The organism is Thalassoglobus sp. JC818 (genome assembly GCF_040717535.1).
Classification (GTDB): Bacteria; Planctomycetota; Planctomycetia; order Planctomycetales; family Planctomycetaceae; genus Thalassoglobus.
This window is the reverse complement of record NZ_JBFEFI010000012.1, coordinates 1-15,896: the sequence shown is the minus strand read 5'-3', so window position 1 is coordinate 15,896 and position 15,896 is coordinate 1. Positions and strand designations below refer to the sequence as shown.

Here is a 15,896-nt window from a genome sequence, read left to right as displayed (position 1 = left end):
ATCGAAGCGATCGAAATCATCAAGACACAAAATTGACATCGCTACGGCATGTTGATTTACAGGGTTTTCGAGCAAAACGTTCCCGATCCGGCATCGCTCCAAACAATTGCGCATACCATTTGCTTTGTCAGTTTTCTCGAGTGAAGGCGGAATGGAGTCATGAAAAGGATGCGAAGGTAGCTTTGAACCAAGAGCCCTTCGAGACACGGATGCGATCGAACTTCACATCGAGTTCAAGTCACCAACTCAATTCAAATGGATGACGGTCTAAGGAACTGACACGATGTTCATGAGAATCGCAACGATCCTGATTTCGATCTCAACGATAGCCAGCTTCGCCAAACTGCATGCCGACTTGGAAGCAAAGAAATCAGAGCCAGCGAAATCACACACCGAAAGCAACTCAACGACTGCCGAGCAGTCTGATGAGTACTCCGAGGAGGTCGAAAGTGAGCAAGCTGCGACTCCTGAAACAGACAACGAACGAGCGATGAAGCTTCTCGAAGCCTACTTGGGTGACTCGATGAACTACTGTCGCGAACGTCATCAATATACTGCTCGACTCGAGAAGCAAGTTGAGATCGACGGCACTCTCAAAGAGCCGGAAATGATCGAGGCCAAAGTTCGACAGGAACCATTCAGCGTTTATCTGAAATGGGACGACAGCGGGCAGGAAGCTCTTTATGTCAAAGGCAAGAACCGTGATCGAATGGTCGCAAGGGTCACTCAGGGAATCGCCATTCTTCGCAATGTTTGGAAGCTCGATCCCGAATCACGTCAAGCCATGCAAGGTTGCCGCTATCCAATCACCGAATTCGGACTCTTGAGAATGACCGAACGCGTCTCTGACTTCTACCAGAACCGCGCAGAGGAAGCGGGACTTCAATGCAGTCATCGAACAGACTTTTTCGGAGAACGTCCGGTCGTCATCTTCGATGTCGCTTTTCATTCACCGCAAGATTGCCCCGACTATTCATTGAGCAAACTCTACTTTGACGCAGAAGAAAAATGCCTCGTCGGAGTGGAGAACTACGGTTGGTCCAAAGATGGCCGCTCGGGTGGACTCGTTGAGAAATATCTCTTCCACGAGATTCAGTTTGACGCCCCACTGAGTGACGTGGACTTCTCGTTGGAAAATCCGTCTTACAAGTTCGTCAAAAACTAGAACATATTCGATTCCAGACAGAAGTAGTTACTTGGATCACTCAAAGAATTGAGCTTTAAAAAAGCTGACACTTTAGCCCCCCCAAATCACTGCGTGACTCGTACTTCGACATACTCGATTCCGACTCTCATTGCTTTGAGACTCTTCGATTCCGATACGACAGTCACGGTGATCACAAGCGTCACTGAGTTCTCGCCTGCTCTCATCAGCTGGCGGTTCTGAGTGACGCTTTTTTGTTTTAGCGAACTGCCACTGCATCAATTTTTTAGAGTCATCAGTTTTGGGAGAGAAGAAAAATCTTCGCATAATACAAATAGTGAATGAGAGCGACTGGAAAACGACACAAAGAGAGGACACTTCAATGCTTCCGATTATCGATGAATTCAAGAAGTTCGCACTCCGCGGAAACATGGTCGACCTGGCGATTGGTTTTACCGTCGGTTCGGCATTTACATCGGTCGTCAAATCGTTGGTGGACAATATCATCATGCCGCCGGTTGGCATGATCCTCGGAGGAGTTGACTTTACGAACAAGTTCCTCGTTTTGAGTGTCCCCGATCATGTCACTCCACCCGAAGACGGTTTTCAGTCGCTCCAATCAGCTCAAGAAGCGGGCGTTGTCACTCTCGATTATGGCGAGTTTTTGAACTCGTGCCTCACACTCTTCATCGTCGCAGTCGTCATGTTTGCGCTGATTCGGGGCTTCAACCGACTCGACGAAGGACTCGATCAGATGATCGGCGAAGAGCCGCCTCAACCGGGCGAACCGACCGAAAAGAAGTGTCAATATTGCCGATCGACAATCGCTTACCGAGCGACACGTTGCCCGCATTGTACTTCTGAAATTGAAGCCCCATCAGAATCGAATGCGTGAAGCTCGAAGCATCAATTGCAATGACATTAGCCAGCTACAAACTCGCTCAACAATTATCAGAGGTCCGCGCGAACTCGTTTCTGCTCGTTTAATACATAATCGACCAACTCACCAGCGACATCTTCGAGGATATGAATCGCTGCGCGATCGACCGCTTCAACGAGATAAGCCATCCGTAGCAAGTCACCATCTTCCGCGAAGTTCGGAGCGATCCCTAGAAATCCGAATCCGTCCTGTTCCAACTCTTCGACGAGTTGCGGTGTCGACGCGTTTCCGAGCGGCAACTCGACATAGACCACTTCAACGTGATCCCGTTCAACAAGTTCACGACGTGCCCGTTGTATCAGTTCAGCAGTATCCAAACCGATAGCCTCGACGGAGATATTGGCCCGAGCGGCACCTGAGTCGACTTTGATAGCCAGACTTCCCAACCCTTCCGGCTCGACCGGTTGCCCAAATTCCAACGGACAATTCAGACACTTGTAGATGCTGCTGACAATTGACTGGTGACGCGTCGGAACGAAGATTTCTCGCGCTGCGGGAGCAGTCAGCCAGTGAAAGAACAGCAAGCATGTTACTCGTTGCGGTTGATCGCTCGCAGAATCAAAGTGCTCTTTCTTCGGCGAGATCGCCAGGTCGACGCAAGTAAGTTGGCCACCATGAGCGGCATTCGACTTCTGAGTGAAGGTGTGGACCGTCACTGCATCGGCGTACCAGCCAACTAAGTTCAGCTTCGCTGCTTCATCGAGAGCCACACTCTTCATTTGATCTAACAACCCCCGGCCGCGATGTGCTGGATCAACAACTGCCTGCCCGCCTTCGGCAACCGGGCCTTTCTGATTTCGCTCGAGCGCGTAATGTCCAGCAATTTGACCACTCTCATCGACCGCCACGAAAGAGATCACAAGGCCGCGAGCGTTCTCGGCAGCGATGCGTGCGGGATAATAAACGTCCTCATTGAAATAGGTGTTTCCATACGTGCGATACATGAGCTGCGAAACTTGCTCAGCTTCGTCATCCCACATGCGCCGAAATGTGTACGACTGCTCAGGCGCAGCAGGCGGTTCGTCAGTGAATTTCTCAATCTTCTCTGGTGATGACGTCTCAGTCACGTGATCATCGTGCAGCCACTTAACGATTCGAAGTGCCTTCCCATCACGCCCGTAGGCAATCCAGTGCACCTCATCCGCTACATCAGCAGCGAGGGCGGCAATTCGACTTCTCGCATTTTGACCTGCAGACTGCAATTCCTCTTCGAGTGCCTCGACATCTCTCGGCATCCCGAAGTCTCTCACGACAATTTCGAGCTTGCCGTGAAGTTCCAGAATCGACAGAGTGACCAGTCCAGATGTTCCCGCCGGATAAGCTTGGTCGATGGCATTTTCAGCTGCGGTTTCAACAATTTCATTGAAAACGACGATCGCTTTTTCGTCGAGCGGAAGCTGTTGCAGCGAGGTATTTGCGAACGCCGCGACACTGGGGAGATGAAGTCGATCGTTCCCGAACGTCAATTCTAAGTGCATCAAATCGCCTTTTCATCATCCCGATCGAGTCATTGAAATCGCTTGAACAGACTCGTGACGGCTCTCGACTACATGTCCGAACTTCCCCGACACTGACCAATTCCAACATCGGCTATGTCATCCATCAACTCGACAATGATTATGTATAGCACGCGATGGCGTTGACGAGTGACAGTCACGATCTCATCGATTTGCAGAACGGTGTTTTTTGCGTTGTTCAACACGTTCCCGAATGAGATCGAGAGAGTCGCTTGGAATCGATGAAATCAGCCGCTTTGTGTAGTCCTGCTGCGGGTCTTCGTAGATCGCCTCGCTCGGACCAAATTCGACAATTTTCCCTTCGTTCATCACTGCCATCATGTCGGCCATAAACTTGACGACACTGAGGTCATGGCTGATGAACACATAGGTCAAATTGTGCTGCTCCTGCAGGTCCTTTAATAGATTCAGCACTTGGGCCTGCACAGACACATCCAACGCGGAGACAGATTCATCACAAATGATAAATTCCGCGCGGACTGCGAGAGCTCGAGCGACACTGATTCGCTGACGCTGCCCACCTGAAAACTCATGCGGATATCGTCGAAGGTGAGCCATCTCCAAACCGACTTCTTCAAGAAGCTCCGCAGCCCGACGTCTTCGCTCCATCTTGGTATTCAGGATTCCGTGAAGCATCATTGCTTCTGTCAGCATCGCTTCGACGGTCATCCTTGGATTCAGTGAACTGTAAGGGTCCTGAAAGATAATCTGAACTCGACTGCGGAACTTGCGTAGTTCACTTCCTCGCAAAGTGGTGACATCAGTTCCGTCGAAGAAGATCTTGCCGCCGGTGATGTTGGCGAGTTTCACAATCGCCCGACCGGTCGTCGTTTTTCCGCAACCCGATTCCCCAACCAGACCGAGTGTCTGCCCCGGATAAACCTTGAGGCTGACCCCGTCGACCGCTTTGACGTGATCAGTGACGCGTTGAAAGACTCCACTTCGAATCGGATAGTAAACCTTCAGATCATCGATTTTCAGAAGTGGCTGTTGATCTTCCTGAACCGTGGTTGTGTCCGAGGATCGATGCAAAGACTCGATGGGATGCCCCATCGCAGCGAGCTCTGACTCCGGATGCAACAATCGTCCGCGACCGGTCATGGAAAGTTGCTCGATCTCCTTTTCCGACATCTCCTTTTCAGTGATTTCGTAGCTGCCGTCGGGCTGTTTCTTTGCCGTCATGAAGTCACTGACGGTCGGCAGTCGTCGATAGGTCGACTCCAATCGAGGCCGGCACGCTAGCAGCCCTTTCGTGTAGGGGTGCTTCGGATCAGAGAAGATCTGCTCCACAGCCCCCTGCTCGACCAGCCTGCCGCGGAACATGACAGCGACTTCATCGGCGATCTCGGCAATCACTCCGAGATCATGAGTGATAAAGAGAATCGACATTCCCCGCTCATCGCGCAACTTACGGAGTAGATCGAGAATCTGTTTCTGAATGGTGACGTCGAGTGCTGTTGTCGGCTCATCAGCAATCAGAACCTCCGGGTTGCAAGCCAACGCCATTGCAATCATCACGCGTTGTTTCTGACCGCCGGACATCTCGTGCGGGAAGCTGGAGAATCGCCGCTCTGGATCAGGAATCCCAACCTCGTGGAACAACTCAATCGTTCGCTTTCGCGCGTCCAGATAGCTTCCACCCTGATGCCGGAGAATGCCTTCGGTGACCTGACGTCCTACTCGAAAAACAGGATTGAGGCTGGTCCCTGGTTCCTGAAAGATCATGCTGATTTCGCTTCCGCGAATCTCCTGCATCTCGGAATCCGAAAGCTTAACGAGGTCCTTCCCGAGATAAGAAATCCGGCCGCCAGCGATTCGAGCGCCCCGATCAGGCAGAAGCCTCATGATCGTCAGCGATGTGACCGATTTTCCCGATCCTGATTCTCCGACGAGCCCGAGAGTTTCCCCTGATTTCAGAGTCAGGGTGAGATCTTCGACGGCCTTAACAGTGTCACTTTTGGTTTCGAAGTAGGTCTTGAGGCCTTCGATTTCCAACAAAGCATTCCCGGCGTCCATGCTTGCTCCAATCCCTGTTGTTTCATTCGATACTGTTGTTCGATTCGATGGCAGCTCATCGATCGAACGATCACTCTCAATGGAACCTGTTAGCGTAACCTGTCAGTGGAATTTCCGATATGAATCGAATTGCCGTCGTGCAGAAAGTTGCTGTTCCCAAAGTGCGCGAAAGTCTTCGGAGAATTCTACATGCTGGCGCCGACCTGCTCTCCCTTCAACTGTTTCAGGTGGCGACGAAACACCGAAAGAGTCTTCTCGCTGACATGATGCTCGATTCCTTCAGTATCAATTTCGGCCACATCCGGAGGGACTCCGATCGCCACCAGATATTCTAAGACGACGTGGTGCCGCTCTCGAGATCGGCGAGCCAGTGTCACACCTTCTTTGGTGAGTTCGATCGGGCGATACGGTTCGGTTTGAACGTAACCTTCTTTCTGAAGGCGACTGATGATTCGCGTCACAGTCACATGAGAAACGTCAAAGCGTTTGGTCAGGTCAACGACGCGACACTGCTCCTGATCTTCAATAATCTCGAAGATCGCTTCCACGTAGTCTTCTGCCGTTTCCGTGGCATGGTCTTTTCGAGTTCGACGATGTCGATCAGCGATTTTGCGTGGTTTGTTCATTCGCGACTGTGAGTCTTCCGATGTGTCGAAATGATCTGCTTGTTTTCGAAACGATTGCGTTCCCGATGTCAGCGTTGGCCAGACGCCTCGCACTTGGCGAAATAGACAGGGATTGGAAAATCGATCCTCAAACAGATTGGCTGGTAGTGAATTTCACCCGATCGACCGAATCGATCCGCATCGAGCAAGACCTCAGGTGAGTCCATGAAAACTGAATGAACAGATTTCCGAACTCTCACCACGCACGATAACCGAAAGAGTGCAAAATCTAAACCGGAATCCGCCGAGCAATTTCGCTCGATTCCATCGTCCCGGACGTTGAATCTCGCCCGCGTCTCATCAAGTTAGAAATCGATTCTGAAATTCCGCATCGACATCAAGTCACTCACCAACGCTCGAACTGGCAATCAGACGCAGCATGTAATCGAGAACTCCGGCGGTATCGACTTCCGTGAGCACTTCGATATTTTGCTTCCAATGGGGAACGGGTCGACGATCGAAGACAGTCATCCCCCGCGTTAGTTCTCCTGTCAGTTCAACGTCACAAACCATCGGTCGCTGCTCGAACAACTCGCTGTGAGAGATACTCGCGACAGCCATCACCTCCGGCAGAAGAATCCCCTCTCTCCCGAGTCTTGCTCGACTGATTCGCAGTGCAAATGGAATCAATTCGTTCAACAATCGCCCCAGTCGTGAATAGCCATCCACTCCCATCTGGCTGTATTGATCGAAGCTCAATTCGAACTGGTGAGAAGTATCGAGCGGAAGCAGCGTTTTGTTAGCCGGGGAAGTGAGAATCGCTTTCGCAGCGACAGGATCGGCAAGCATGTTGAGCTCAGCACACGCAGTGACATCGCCCCCAACGGAAACCGATCCCCCAAGAATTCGCAGCTGTTTGAGCTCATTCAAAAACTCACTCGAACGCTCGAACGCTCCCAACACATTCGTCAGCGGCCCCAGCGTGAGTAAAGTCAGCTCCCCAGGATGGGCTTTGACAAGTTCGACCATCAGCTTGACTGAATCTGTCGGCTGATGAAGCGGAGCCGCGATCGGCTTGCAGTCTCCGAGACCGCTTTCTCCGTGACCACTCAAAATTCCGGAGAACACCGGCGAGTCTTCAACGCGAAACGAATTCCCGTTCGACCAACCGAGACGTGGCCACAGCGGAGGATCGACCATCGAAATGATCGTTTGCAGGTTTCGAAATGCCTGCTCCCCAGACACGAGCCCCGCACAAGAGGTCAAAGCGACCACTTCCAGTTGAGGGTCCATGAGTGCCAGTGCAATCGCGACTGCGTCCCCAATCCCAGGATCCGCATCGATAATGACTTTGTGCCGCACCGACATGCATCCTCCAACTCAACATGGTCGTTCAATTACCCGGATGACATTAGCAGCGTCGCTTCGGGATCGTCTTTTACTCTCAACCTTTTCGTGTCAATGTCAAGAGCGCGACCAACACGATAGGAAATATTGCCCAGGTGACATGCAGTGCTGACGAGACTTCCCGACTCAATCGAGTCTCGCGAATGTCCGCCTCCAGCCGTGATCGAGTTTACAAATGATCGAAGTGCGCTCAGTTTAAACTCGCTCGCCCCAGCGAATCGTTCATCGCGATGTCCGTACACCTTCCAACCACTTCGATCGACGACGAGAGTCCCACGCTCACCGTAGAATGCAGTGCCAGAAGTACGACCTTCGATGCCGCGAGTGCCCCATTGCCGATGCTCCCAGACAATATCGACCGACGGATATTCGTAGGCCACCGTCAACGTGTCGGGAGTCTCTCGATCGTCTCGGAATGTCCGGATTCCTCCAGTTGAGGATACACGTTTCGGCAGGCCGAGCTTCAGCGCCCAGAATGCGAGATCGAGATTGTGCGTCCCCCATTTTCCAAGTTCACCGGAGCCATAATCCCAGAACCAGTTCCAATCTCCATGGAAACGATTCGCTGCAAATGGTCGCTGTCGAGCAGGTCCAAGCCATCGTTCGTAGTCGACTCCACGAGGTGGGGTTGATTCGGCGCAGTAGCCAATCGATTTTCTCTGATGGACAGCCCAGGCACGTGCCAGCGGAACGCGACCAAGAAAACCTGACTGCACCAGTTCAACTGCCGATTGAAAGTGCGCTCCGTGTCTTTGCGGCAGCCCAGCCTGAACAACACAGCCAGACTTCGCAGCCACTCGATTGATGCGGTCGACGTCTTCGACAGTATGGGCAGTTGGAGTTTCCAAATAGAGATGGCGACCAATCTGCAGTACATCGAGGGCCTGCTGAGCATGCCAGTGATCAGGCGTAGCGACAACCACTGCATCCAGGTCCGGGCGGTCCAGCATCATCTGATGGTCGGAAAACGCCAGTGGGCGCGAGTGCTGAATCTCCTTCAAGTCAGCCTGACCAACTGCGAGTCGGGACGCATCGACATCGCAAATGGCGGCGACTTGAACATCTTTCATTTCGGCGAACGACTTCGCCAGTTCAAGACCATGAACCCCGAGCCCGATGACTCCAACCTGAAGGCGATCGATCGGAGAGCGAACGTCCTTCAGCCCCATCATCCCGACGGTCAAACACGCAGCATTGCGAGAACTGGATTCCAGAAACTCTCGACGAGAGTAAGAAGATTGATCTCCAGCTGACACCGTCATTTAACTTTCTACGATTGGCGAAAAGGGCAACAACGAAAAACTCATCGAAATCATACCATCTGTTTTGATCGAGGACTACGTCCAATTCTCTTGGCTGGCCGAATCGCTGTTTCTAAGAGTCAAGTGAACATCGTCTGCGAAGCTTCACTCTGCTGGAATGAAGTTCAATGTGTAATAAGCCTCCGAATGCAGAAGCGGAAGTCCCTCCGCACTACGCACTCCGGATGACTTCAGTTCATGAACATGCCCGCGTTGCAGCCCTTCAATCTTCAGACGCGCACTCATTCCGTCGTCGCTGACAATGACTGACTGAATCACTGGAAGGGTCTGATCAACTTCAGGACTGCCATAGCTCGACTGAAAAATATAGGTGTACGTTTCCAGCGAGTACGATTCCGGATCGCTCGCGGTCGTCGCATCGACTGGCTGTGTGAACGTCAATTCGAAGCCATCTGAAAGAGCGTTCATCGAAAGAATTTCGAACGGAACTTCTCCGGTCCAATCAACCCGTTCGACGGCAAACGGACTCTTACCTCGCGATCCCCAACCTCGATTCGTCCCACCGACAAACATCACGCCATGGGAAGACAACTCCACACCCAGCGTTCCCGAATCGAATCCTTCCAGAAACGGAATGCAGCATCCCTGATAATGGCCGTCGACCTCCTCCAGAACAACACGCATCACCGTGCTGAACGTCTGATCTCCGACAAAGAGCTGACCTTCGAACGGTCCAAATCGTCCTTGCGAAAGATCACAGGCAATCCCGCTCGCTGATTGCCCCATTTTCTTGTAGGGAAACAGGACCGCTGGCGGTTCGTATTCGGGAATCTTCTCCGCTTCAACGACAAATCGACTGCCCGACTCGGGCTCAGTCGGTCTTGGCCCCATCACGTTTTCAGCCAGCTTGTACCACTCGAATCCTCCGGGATGGCCCACGAATTTCCCGGGGATCAGATGTTTCAGACCTGATGTTCCGTTCCACGGTCCCTGATTGTCCGTGTAGAAGATGTCCCCTGCAGCGTTCGCCCCCATTCCACCCGGAGAACGAATTCCACTTGTCGTGGGGATCATCTTTCCGTCCGGTGTCACACGCACACACCAGCCGCGGTAAGGGACCTCACTCGAAAACGACCCCGTCAAACACAGGGTGATCCAAAGATTCCCTTCGCGATCGAACTTCGATCCGAATGCGTATTCGTGGTAGTCGCCGGAAATTTCCCAGTCGTCGCAGACAACTTCGAACTCATCCGCTTTGCCGTCTTCGTTTGAATCCCGCAGTCGACTCACATCGCATCGCTGGACGACATACAACCATCCATCTCGCTCTGCCATGCTGAGAACTTCGTGAAGCCCGTGAGCGAATCGTTTGAACTGCGATGCATTCACTTCTTTGGCGAATGGGTCGGTCACGATCCAGATTTCACCGCGTCGCGAAGCCACCGCGAGTTGATTGTCACTCAACAGCTGAAACGAACTCGCTTCGAGAACCACACCTTCAGGAACTTCGAAGGTCGTGATCGGGTAATAATCACTCTCCTTCGGATCTTCCGCGGTGACGACATTCGCAATGACAAATGAGCAAACGATTCCGCACAAAACCAGTCGCATCAGTTCCTCACATCCAAATGGAAAAGTGACCGCTGCATCTCAGCGAATCCGCCATCCTCGATCAATATCCAAATCCATTCTTGCGCAAATGCACGAACGGCTTCTGAGAGGAAACACCTTCTCCCGGCTTCCCGTCGGTAATCTCGACGACGTAAACGGTATGATCACCGGCATCGACTGAAGATCGAACGCGTCCTGCCAGCCAACCCAGTGCTCCGCTCAACACAGTGAGTCCGGATCCTGTTTTCTCAGTTGCAAGCCCGTCAAACGCAGGTTCTTCCGGTTCGAAGCCTTTTCCAAAGTGAGACAGATACTGCTTCTCACTTTCCCCCACGATACTGACAGCAACTTCGGACGACTCTTCGATCCAGTCGTTCAAGTAGCGTTTCTTGTTCACGGCCACAGTCATTGTCGGGGGCTCAAACGACGACTGCTGAATCCAACTCGCCAGCATCCCCGTTTCTAAACCATTTCCATTCTGAGCGGTCAAAATGAAAACGCCGCTCGGAATCTTCCCTAAAACCGGGCCAATATTTTCAACGTTCACAATCCGTCCTCAATGCGCACCAGGCGTGACAATCAATTTGTTCGCCGCAAATAGTAGGCGATCGACGGTCACTTGGCAGCGCAACAACGTTGCGAACGTCACAATTCTTGCAATCGTCCCTCCGCAGGTTGAGCTGGACATCGCGAATCCAGCTTTTTGATGCTTTTTTTCAACATCGCCTCAGAAAAATCGGCGCACCAAAAAAGGGTGAACTAAAGAACCAGTATTCAAGAAAGCATCCCCTTTGTCTTTCTGGAGAAATCGCGCCAGTGAGGTCTACCTCACTAGCCCGAAATTTCCATCAACCTCAGGACCATCATGAAGATGTCTCAGAACAACCGAATCGCCTCTGTTCTCAACGAGAAATCCACTGACGAGCCAACTCCCAACGACATCGCAATTGAGTGCGAAGCAATTCGCTCCAACTGGACGCCGGAAGTCCAGCGGCGACGGGAGATCATTCGCCGGTTTGATCAATCCAGCCGGCTATTCGAGGCAAATCTTCGCTTTATCGAGTTCCTGATCCAACGCTCTGAGACCACGAACTAACGCCAAGACAGACTCGCGAGCCCGTTTCAAAGTTCAAAGCGACACGCGAACTGGACGTCCAGCGCAACAATACGGCTGAATAGCGCGACTTGAATTCAACAGCGTGCGCGAAGTTCCTCGCAGCAACTTAGAAGTCGTCGTTCGAGTCGCCATCTCCGGTCTCAATGTCACCATTGTTCCCGTCGCCCGTCGCTGACTCTTCGTCGCAAGAGTAGTGAAGGACGATGCTGGCGAGCCCTTTCTTCAAGTCAATCTTGGAGATCTTCACCCTGTCGCCAGCCAGACCGGTTTTTGTTTCGATGTCCTGCAGAAGTTCTCTTTCTCTGCCAGGACTCAGCAAGGCGATGTTGTCGTACACAATGTTGCATTTGCACTTGGGAGAGCTGATCAAAGACTGCTCAAGAAAAAAGGCAGCCGAGAGAATAATTCCATTCATGGTCGCCAACTCAGCGTAGCTCGTCTGCTTATTCGACAGCGCATTGATGACCGCAATCCCAACAACCACGAATAAGTAGGTCATCTCTTTGACTCGAATGGCATCCGTGCGATATCGAATGATTCCGAAAATCGCAAACAGCCCGAGTGCCATCCCGATCCCCAGATCAAGCTTCTTCAGTGCAAAACAGATGAAGAAGATCATGACGTTCAGCAGCAAGAAACTGAAAACGTAATCGGCACTCCCCTTGTGGCGTCGATAGCAGAAGATCGTCAGCAACAAGACGACAACGATGTCGATTGCAAATCGAACCATCATCTTGATGAGGTCATCGTCGAACAGGGGGACTTCAAGAAATTCCATGAGTGGCAGTCTTAATTCAAACGATTGAAGGTGATTGTCGAGGAAGCTTGAACTCTCAAAGAGAAACAATCATTGCACAGTGAGATAACACCATCTTCTGAAACAGACTTGCGGTGCGAGCTCAGCAACGACTGAAAATCGTGAAAAGACTTGCGGCTCAATCCAAAGTTTCTGTGAAGCCGCCCTGAGCGAAACGAACTAATTGGGACAGCGGCAGTTCAACTCCACCGCTGTCCCAATCGAAGACGATTACGCTCAACGTCTTTTCCGCCCGATGCCTTATCGAAGCGACTGTTGCTTCACAGAGTCCTTCGGCAGATTCTTGATGACATCGAGATTGAGCAGATATTCCGCACGCTGGTCGCAGAACTGTTTCAGTTCGCCATCTTTCATGTCAGTTGCACGCTGAAAGTCTTCAAAGGAAGCGAGTTTTCTCGTGTCCTGTCGAACCTCACGCTCAATCAACTTTCGTGCTTCGTCGACATGCGGACCGAGATAGTCCCAGTCGAGGTACTTGCTCGCGATGAGGCGAACGTATTGCAGGTAGCGAGTTCGCAAGGCTTCGTTAGCAAGCAGCTTGCTTCTCAGAGGAAATCGATCACTGTCGAGACCAACGAGTGGATCGAGTTTCACACTCGGCCGCTCTCCTCCGCCGGGAGGGCCAAATCCGCGTCCGCCATCTCGCCGACCGTCTCGATCATCAAACCTCGGGGGACGTCCGCCATCGTCCGGGCCACCGAATCCACGTCGATCCCCAAACTGATCGCCACGTCCTCGATCTCGATCACCGTCACGTGGACCGCGATCTCGAAAATCGGGACGTCCCGGCTCATCTCCACCAGGAGGACCGAACCCGGGAAAACCACCGCCCGGAGGACCACCAAAACCTCGTCCCTGACGATCATGAAACGCTTCGTTCATGTCGTGGGGGAGGATGTGAAACTTTCCGTCGGGGTCCTGATAGATGTTGTAATCGCTGGCTCTTGTCCAATATCCGTCGCTATTAACCAGTGCCACATCGACCGCGAGAAACCAGAGCACTCCATCCAGATCCAAAAGGTTCTCAAGGCGCTCAGGAAGCTCCTGCTGCGGAGTCGTGTTCAAGACTTTGCAGAGATGAATGAGATCCCGCCATGACTTCTCATCGTCATCCGATTTAATCTCGAAGCGTTCGCGATAAGGTTCGAGATCGTCTCCAAGATACCGCAGCCCCGCATCTCCGCCTGGATTTCCGCTGACCTTCCAGCGTGCCCCCTTCTTCGTGTCGAAGTTATCTTTGAGGAAGTCTTTGTTGAACTGCTCTGCGTTCGCATAGATCCCCCAGCTGCGGCCATTGATCACCACCTTCATGAAGTTGACCTTCGGTGTCGCAATTTTTTCGCCAGCGATATGTGAGTACAGCAACGAACTCATCATCGATGCATCGCCGTTACAATTCAGAAGATTCAAAGAGCGGTAACCGTACAGACGTTGATCGTCATGAATGAAGTCAATCGACAGATTCAACGACCGCTTACTTCCCTCGGGGACCATGAAGAACGAAGACGAACCACGAAAGCTGACGCCAACGTCAGAATACTTTTCTCCGTCGACGATCAAAGTCGCTGGGATTTCAACATCGGTCGGCTTGAAGGCTGCCATCTCCTGTTCCCAGCCGTCACTTTCGAACTCAATAAACATCGTTCGCAGCACTGATGGATCGTACAGGTCCGCGTCCTTGATAACTTTAACGCTCTCCACGCTGACACGCGGTCCGGGAGTACCTTCTGGTCTTCCGCGTCCTGGACCACCACCGGGGGGACCTCCAAAAGAACCACCTGGACCGCCAGGCCCACCGGGAGGAGGACCACCAAATCCTCCTGGACCACGACGCCTATCGCCGCCTCGCTCACTCTGCATTTTCTGCATCGCTTCGAGAGCGAGTTTGCGCTCCTCAGCATTGAGCCAGCCATCTCCATTCGCATCGAACTTATTGACGAGTTCGATGTCCGGAGCGTTCGGACCACCCGGCGGTTGTGCTTGCAAGTTGGAAACCGAAAAGCCGACTACAAGAGCCAGCATTGCAGTGACGTGAGTGCGCAATGGGATCATTGGAAACCATTCTGAAGCTGAAGATCTTGGAATGCTTTTTTGAGCGTTGAAATAGACCGCTGACGAACAAAGAGCATCTGAAATGCTATCGATGCCCCCGAATGCCAAATTCGCGAGCCAGGACTCTGATACGTGCCAGTCATTTCGCAAAGACAAACTGGATATGTCCAAATCACGAGGTTCGCACAGTTGGCGTAGGACCGCCTGAGTTGCGAGTGAGACAGCAACCTCGTCGTTGTCTTCAGTATGTAAACGCAACTCAAACCAGAAAGTTTCGTTCGCCGCCCTAAAAAAATGAAGATTTCATGAAATCCTAGAGATCAACAAGGAATTCAACGCCGCAAAATTCAGAGAAAACACAGCCCAAATCCGCCAGACGAAAGCCACGCCCGGCCCATTTCCACATACCTCCCAACAACGATCTCAGCGCGGTTGCCACGTCCTCGCTCGCGTGGGCAAGTCGAAACTGGTCAGCCGCACAGCATTCAATTGACCTCGTCATCGAGATCCGAACGTTCGTATTACGAATCCGAATCAGATGCACGTGCTTCGGCATGATGCCCCACCCCCAGAGATCGAAAGGATTTTTCTGCTTGGTAAGACCAATGCCATCGACCAACTACTGGCACATACGTGCCTCTACTCAACAGAGAAAGTCGACGAAAGCATGAAAACTTCAGGAAGTAGGCATCACCGTCACTGTCATTGACTTCTCGAGTTTTTCAATGGCCAGAGTGCATGGCAAACTTTACCATCCAACGACCATCAAAACATGCCCGCGCAAGCGAGGGCATGGCACCCAGCACCCAAAATCTTTCTACAATGCCACCCAGCCTTGTCCGGCGGTGCCTCCCGGCGTAACGCATTGCGCAGAATGACGACATCGGATCATTTTGGCTGGCAACATCTCAAGAGGGAGTCACGATGGAAGCAAGTGTTGGCAAAGTGACACGTAATTCCCCACGTGCGAAAATGGCCGTGTTGATCGCAGCGTTAATAGTATTTGGATTCGCCGTTTCCCTCGGGGTGCTTTTTGTGTTTGCCGGTGGGAAGAATAAATTTAAGAGCCCATCAGTGTCGTCGCGTTCCGCGAGAATCAGTGGAGTGTTTTTGGACAGCGTCTTGCTCTCCCTCATCGGCGACCACAACGAGACAATGTTTGCCCCGAAAGAAGCGTGGATGGAGAACATAATTGAGAACTATGAGTCAATACCTTTACGGAAAGGAATAGTGGGGACAAGATTGTGCGTCCGACTGGACTATTCCGATTCCGGTCCATTTACAGAACACACGTGGCTAAACGAATTAGAGATGAAGTTGAACGGAAAGAAGCCGAAGCCCATGGGGGGGGTACAGCATACAGCACGAGTATGACTTTTCAATTTCCAATTGATTTCCACGAAGAGTT

12 protein-coding genes are annotated in these 15,896 nt (G+C 52.0%); 3 read left to right on the top strand and 9 right to left on the bottom strand.

Annotation, left to right across the window (positions count from 1 at the left end):
• Positions 1 to 283 precede the first annotated feature (283 nt).
• Together AB1L42_RS21510 and mscL are read left to right on the top strand one after the other, a co-directional pair.
• Positions 284 to 1,165: a DUF1571 domain-containing protein gene (locus AB1L42_RS21510; RefSeq protein ID WP_367061337.1), complete on the top strand. Its 882-nt coding sequence runs from the start codon at positions 284 to 286 to the stop codon at positions 1,163 to 1,165.
• Between the two features lie 361 nt (positions 1,166 to 1,526).
• Positions 1,527 to 2,039 (top strand): large conductance mechanosensitive channel protein MscL, encoded by a 513-nt coding sequence (mscL, locus tag AB1L42_RS21505; protein ID WP_367061334.1) that lies wholly within the window; start codon positions 1,527 to 1,529, stop codon positions 2,037 to 2,039.
• A 56-nt stretch (positions 2,040 to 2,095) separates the two neighbouring features.
• Here mscL and AB1L42_RS21500 read toward each other — a convergent pair whose 3' ends face one another.
• The 7 genes from AB1L42_RS21500 to AB1L42_RS21470 all read right to left on the bottom strand — a co-directional run bounded on the left by AB1L42_RS21500 (position 2,096) and on the right by AB1L42_RS21470 (position 11,049).
• Positions 2,096 to 3,562 (bottom strand): ATP-binding protein, encoded by a 1,467-nt coding sequence (locus tag AB1L42_RS21500; RefSeq protein ID WP_367061331.1) that lies wholly within the window; start codon positions 3,560 to 3,562, stop codon positions 2,096 to 2,098.
• A gap of 183 nt (positions 3,563 to 3,745) precedes the next feature.
• Complete coding sequence (locus tag AB1L42_RS21495; RefSeq protein WP_367061328.1) at positions 3,746 to 5,617, bottom strand: ABC transporter ATP-binding protein; 1,872 nt, start codon at positions 5,615 to 5,617, stop codon at positions 3,746 to 3,748.
• A gap of 185 nt (positions 5,618 to 5,802) precedes the next feature.
• Positions 5,803 to 6,336, bottom strand: coding sequence for a manganese-binding transcriptional regulator MntR (gene mntR / locus AB1L42_RS21490; protein WP_367061325.1), 534 nt, complete (start codon positions 6,334 to 6,336; stop codon positions 5,803 to 5,805).
• Positions 6,337 to 6,624: 288 nt separating this feature from the next.
• Complete coding sequence (locus tag AB1L42_RS21485) at positions 6,625 to 7,590, bottom strand: nucleoside hydrolase (protein WP_367061322.1); 966 nt, start codon at positions 7,588 to 7,590, stop codon at positions 6,625 to 6,627.
• 29 nt (positions 7,591 to 7,619) lie between these two features.
• Positions 7,620 to 8,891 carry a Gfo/Idh/MocA family oxidoreductase gene (locus AB1L42_RS21480; RefSeq protein WP_367061319.1) on the bottom strand — a complete coding sequence of 424 codons (1,272 nt, stop codon included), beginning with the start codon at positions 8,889 to 8,891 and terminating at the stop codon, positions 7,620 to 7,622.
• Positions 8,892 to 9,035: 144 nt separating this feature from the next.
• On the bottom strand, positions 9,036 to 10,502 hold the full coding sequence (locus tag AB1L42_RS21475; RefSeq protein ID WP_367061316.1) for a hypothetical protein: 1,467 nt from the start codon (positions 10,500 to 10,502) through the stop codon (positions 9,036 to 9,038).
• 61 nt (positions 10,503 to 10,563) lie between these two features.
• A complete protein-coding gene (locus tag AB1L42_RS21470) occupies positions 10,564 to 11,049 on the bottom strand; it encodes a flavin reductase family protein (protein ID WP_367061313.1) in 486 nt (161 codons plus the stop codon).
• A gap of 324 nt (positions 11,050 to 11,373) precedes the next feature.
• Here AB1L42_RS21470 and AB1L42_RS21465 point away from each other — a divergent pair, with 324 nt between their 5' ends.
• Positions 11,374 to 11,598, top strand: coding sequence for a hypothetical protein (locus AB1L42_RS21465; protein WP_367061310.1), 225 nt, complete (start codon positions 11,374 to 11,376; stop codon positions 11,596 to 11,598).
• A 127-nt stretch (positions 11,599 to 11,725) separates the two neighbouring features.
• Here AB1L42_RS21465 and AB1L42_RS21460 read toward each other — a convergent pair whose 3' ends face one another.
• Positions 11,726 to 12,397 carry a DUF4956 domain-containing protein gene (locus AB1L42_RS21460; RefSeq protein WP_367061307.1) on the bottom strand — a complete coding sequence of 224 codons (672 nt, stop codon included), beginning with the start codon at positions 12,395 to 12,397 and terminating at the stop codon, positions 11,726 to 11,728.
• A 279-nt stretch (positions 12,398 to 12,676) separates the two neighbouring features.
• Positions 12,677 to 14,488: a CotH kinase family protein gene (locus tag AB1L42_RS21455; RefSeq protein ID WP_367061303.1), complete on the bottom strand. Its 1,812-nt coding sequence runs from the start codon at positions 14,486 to 14,488 to the stop codon at positions 12,677 to 12,679.
• Positions 14,489 to 15,896 lie beyond the last annotated feature (1,408 nt).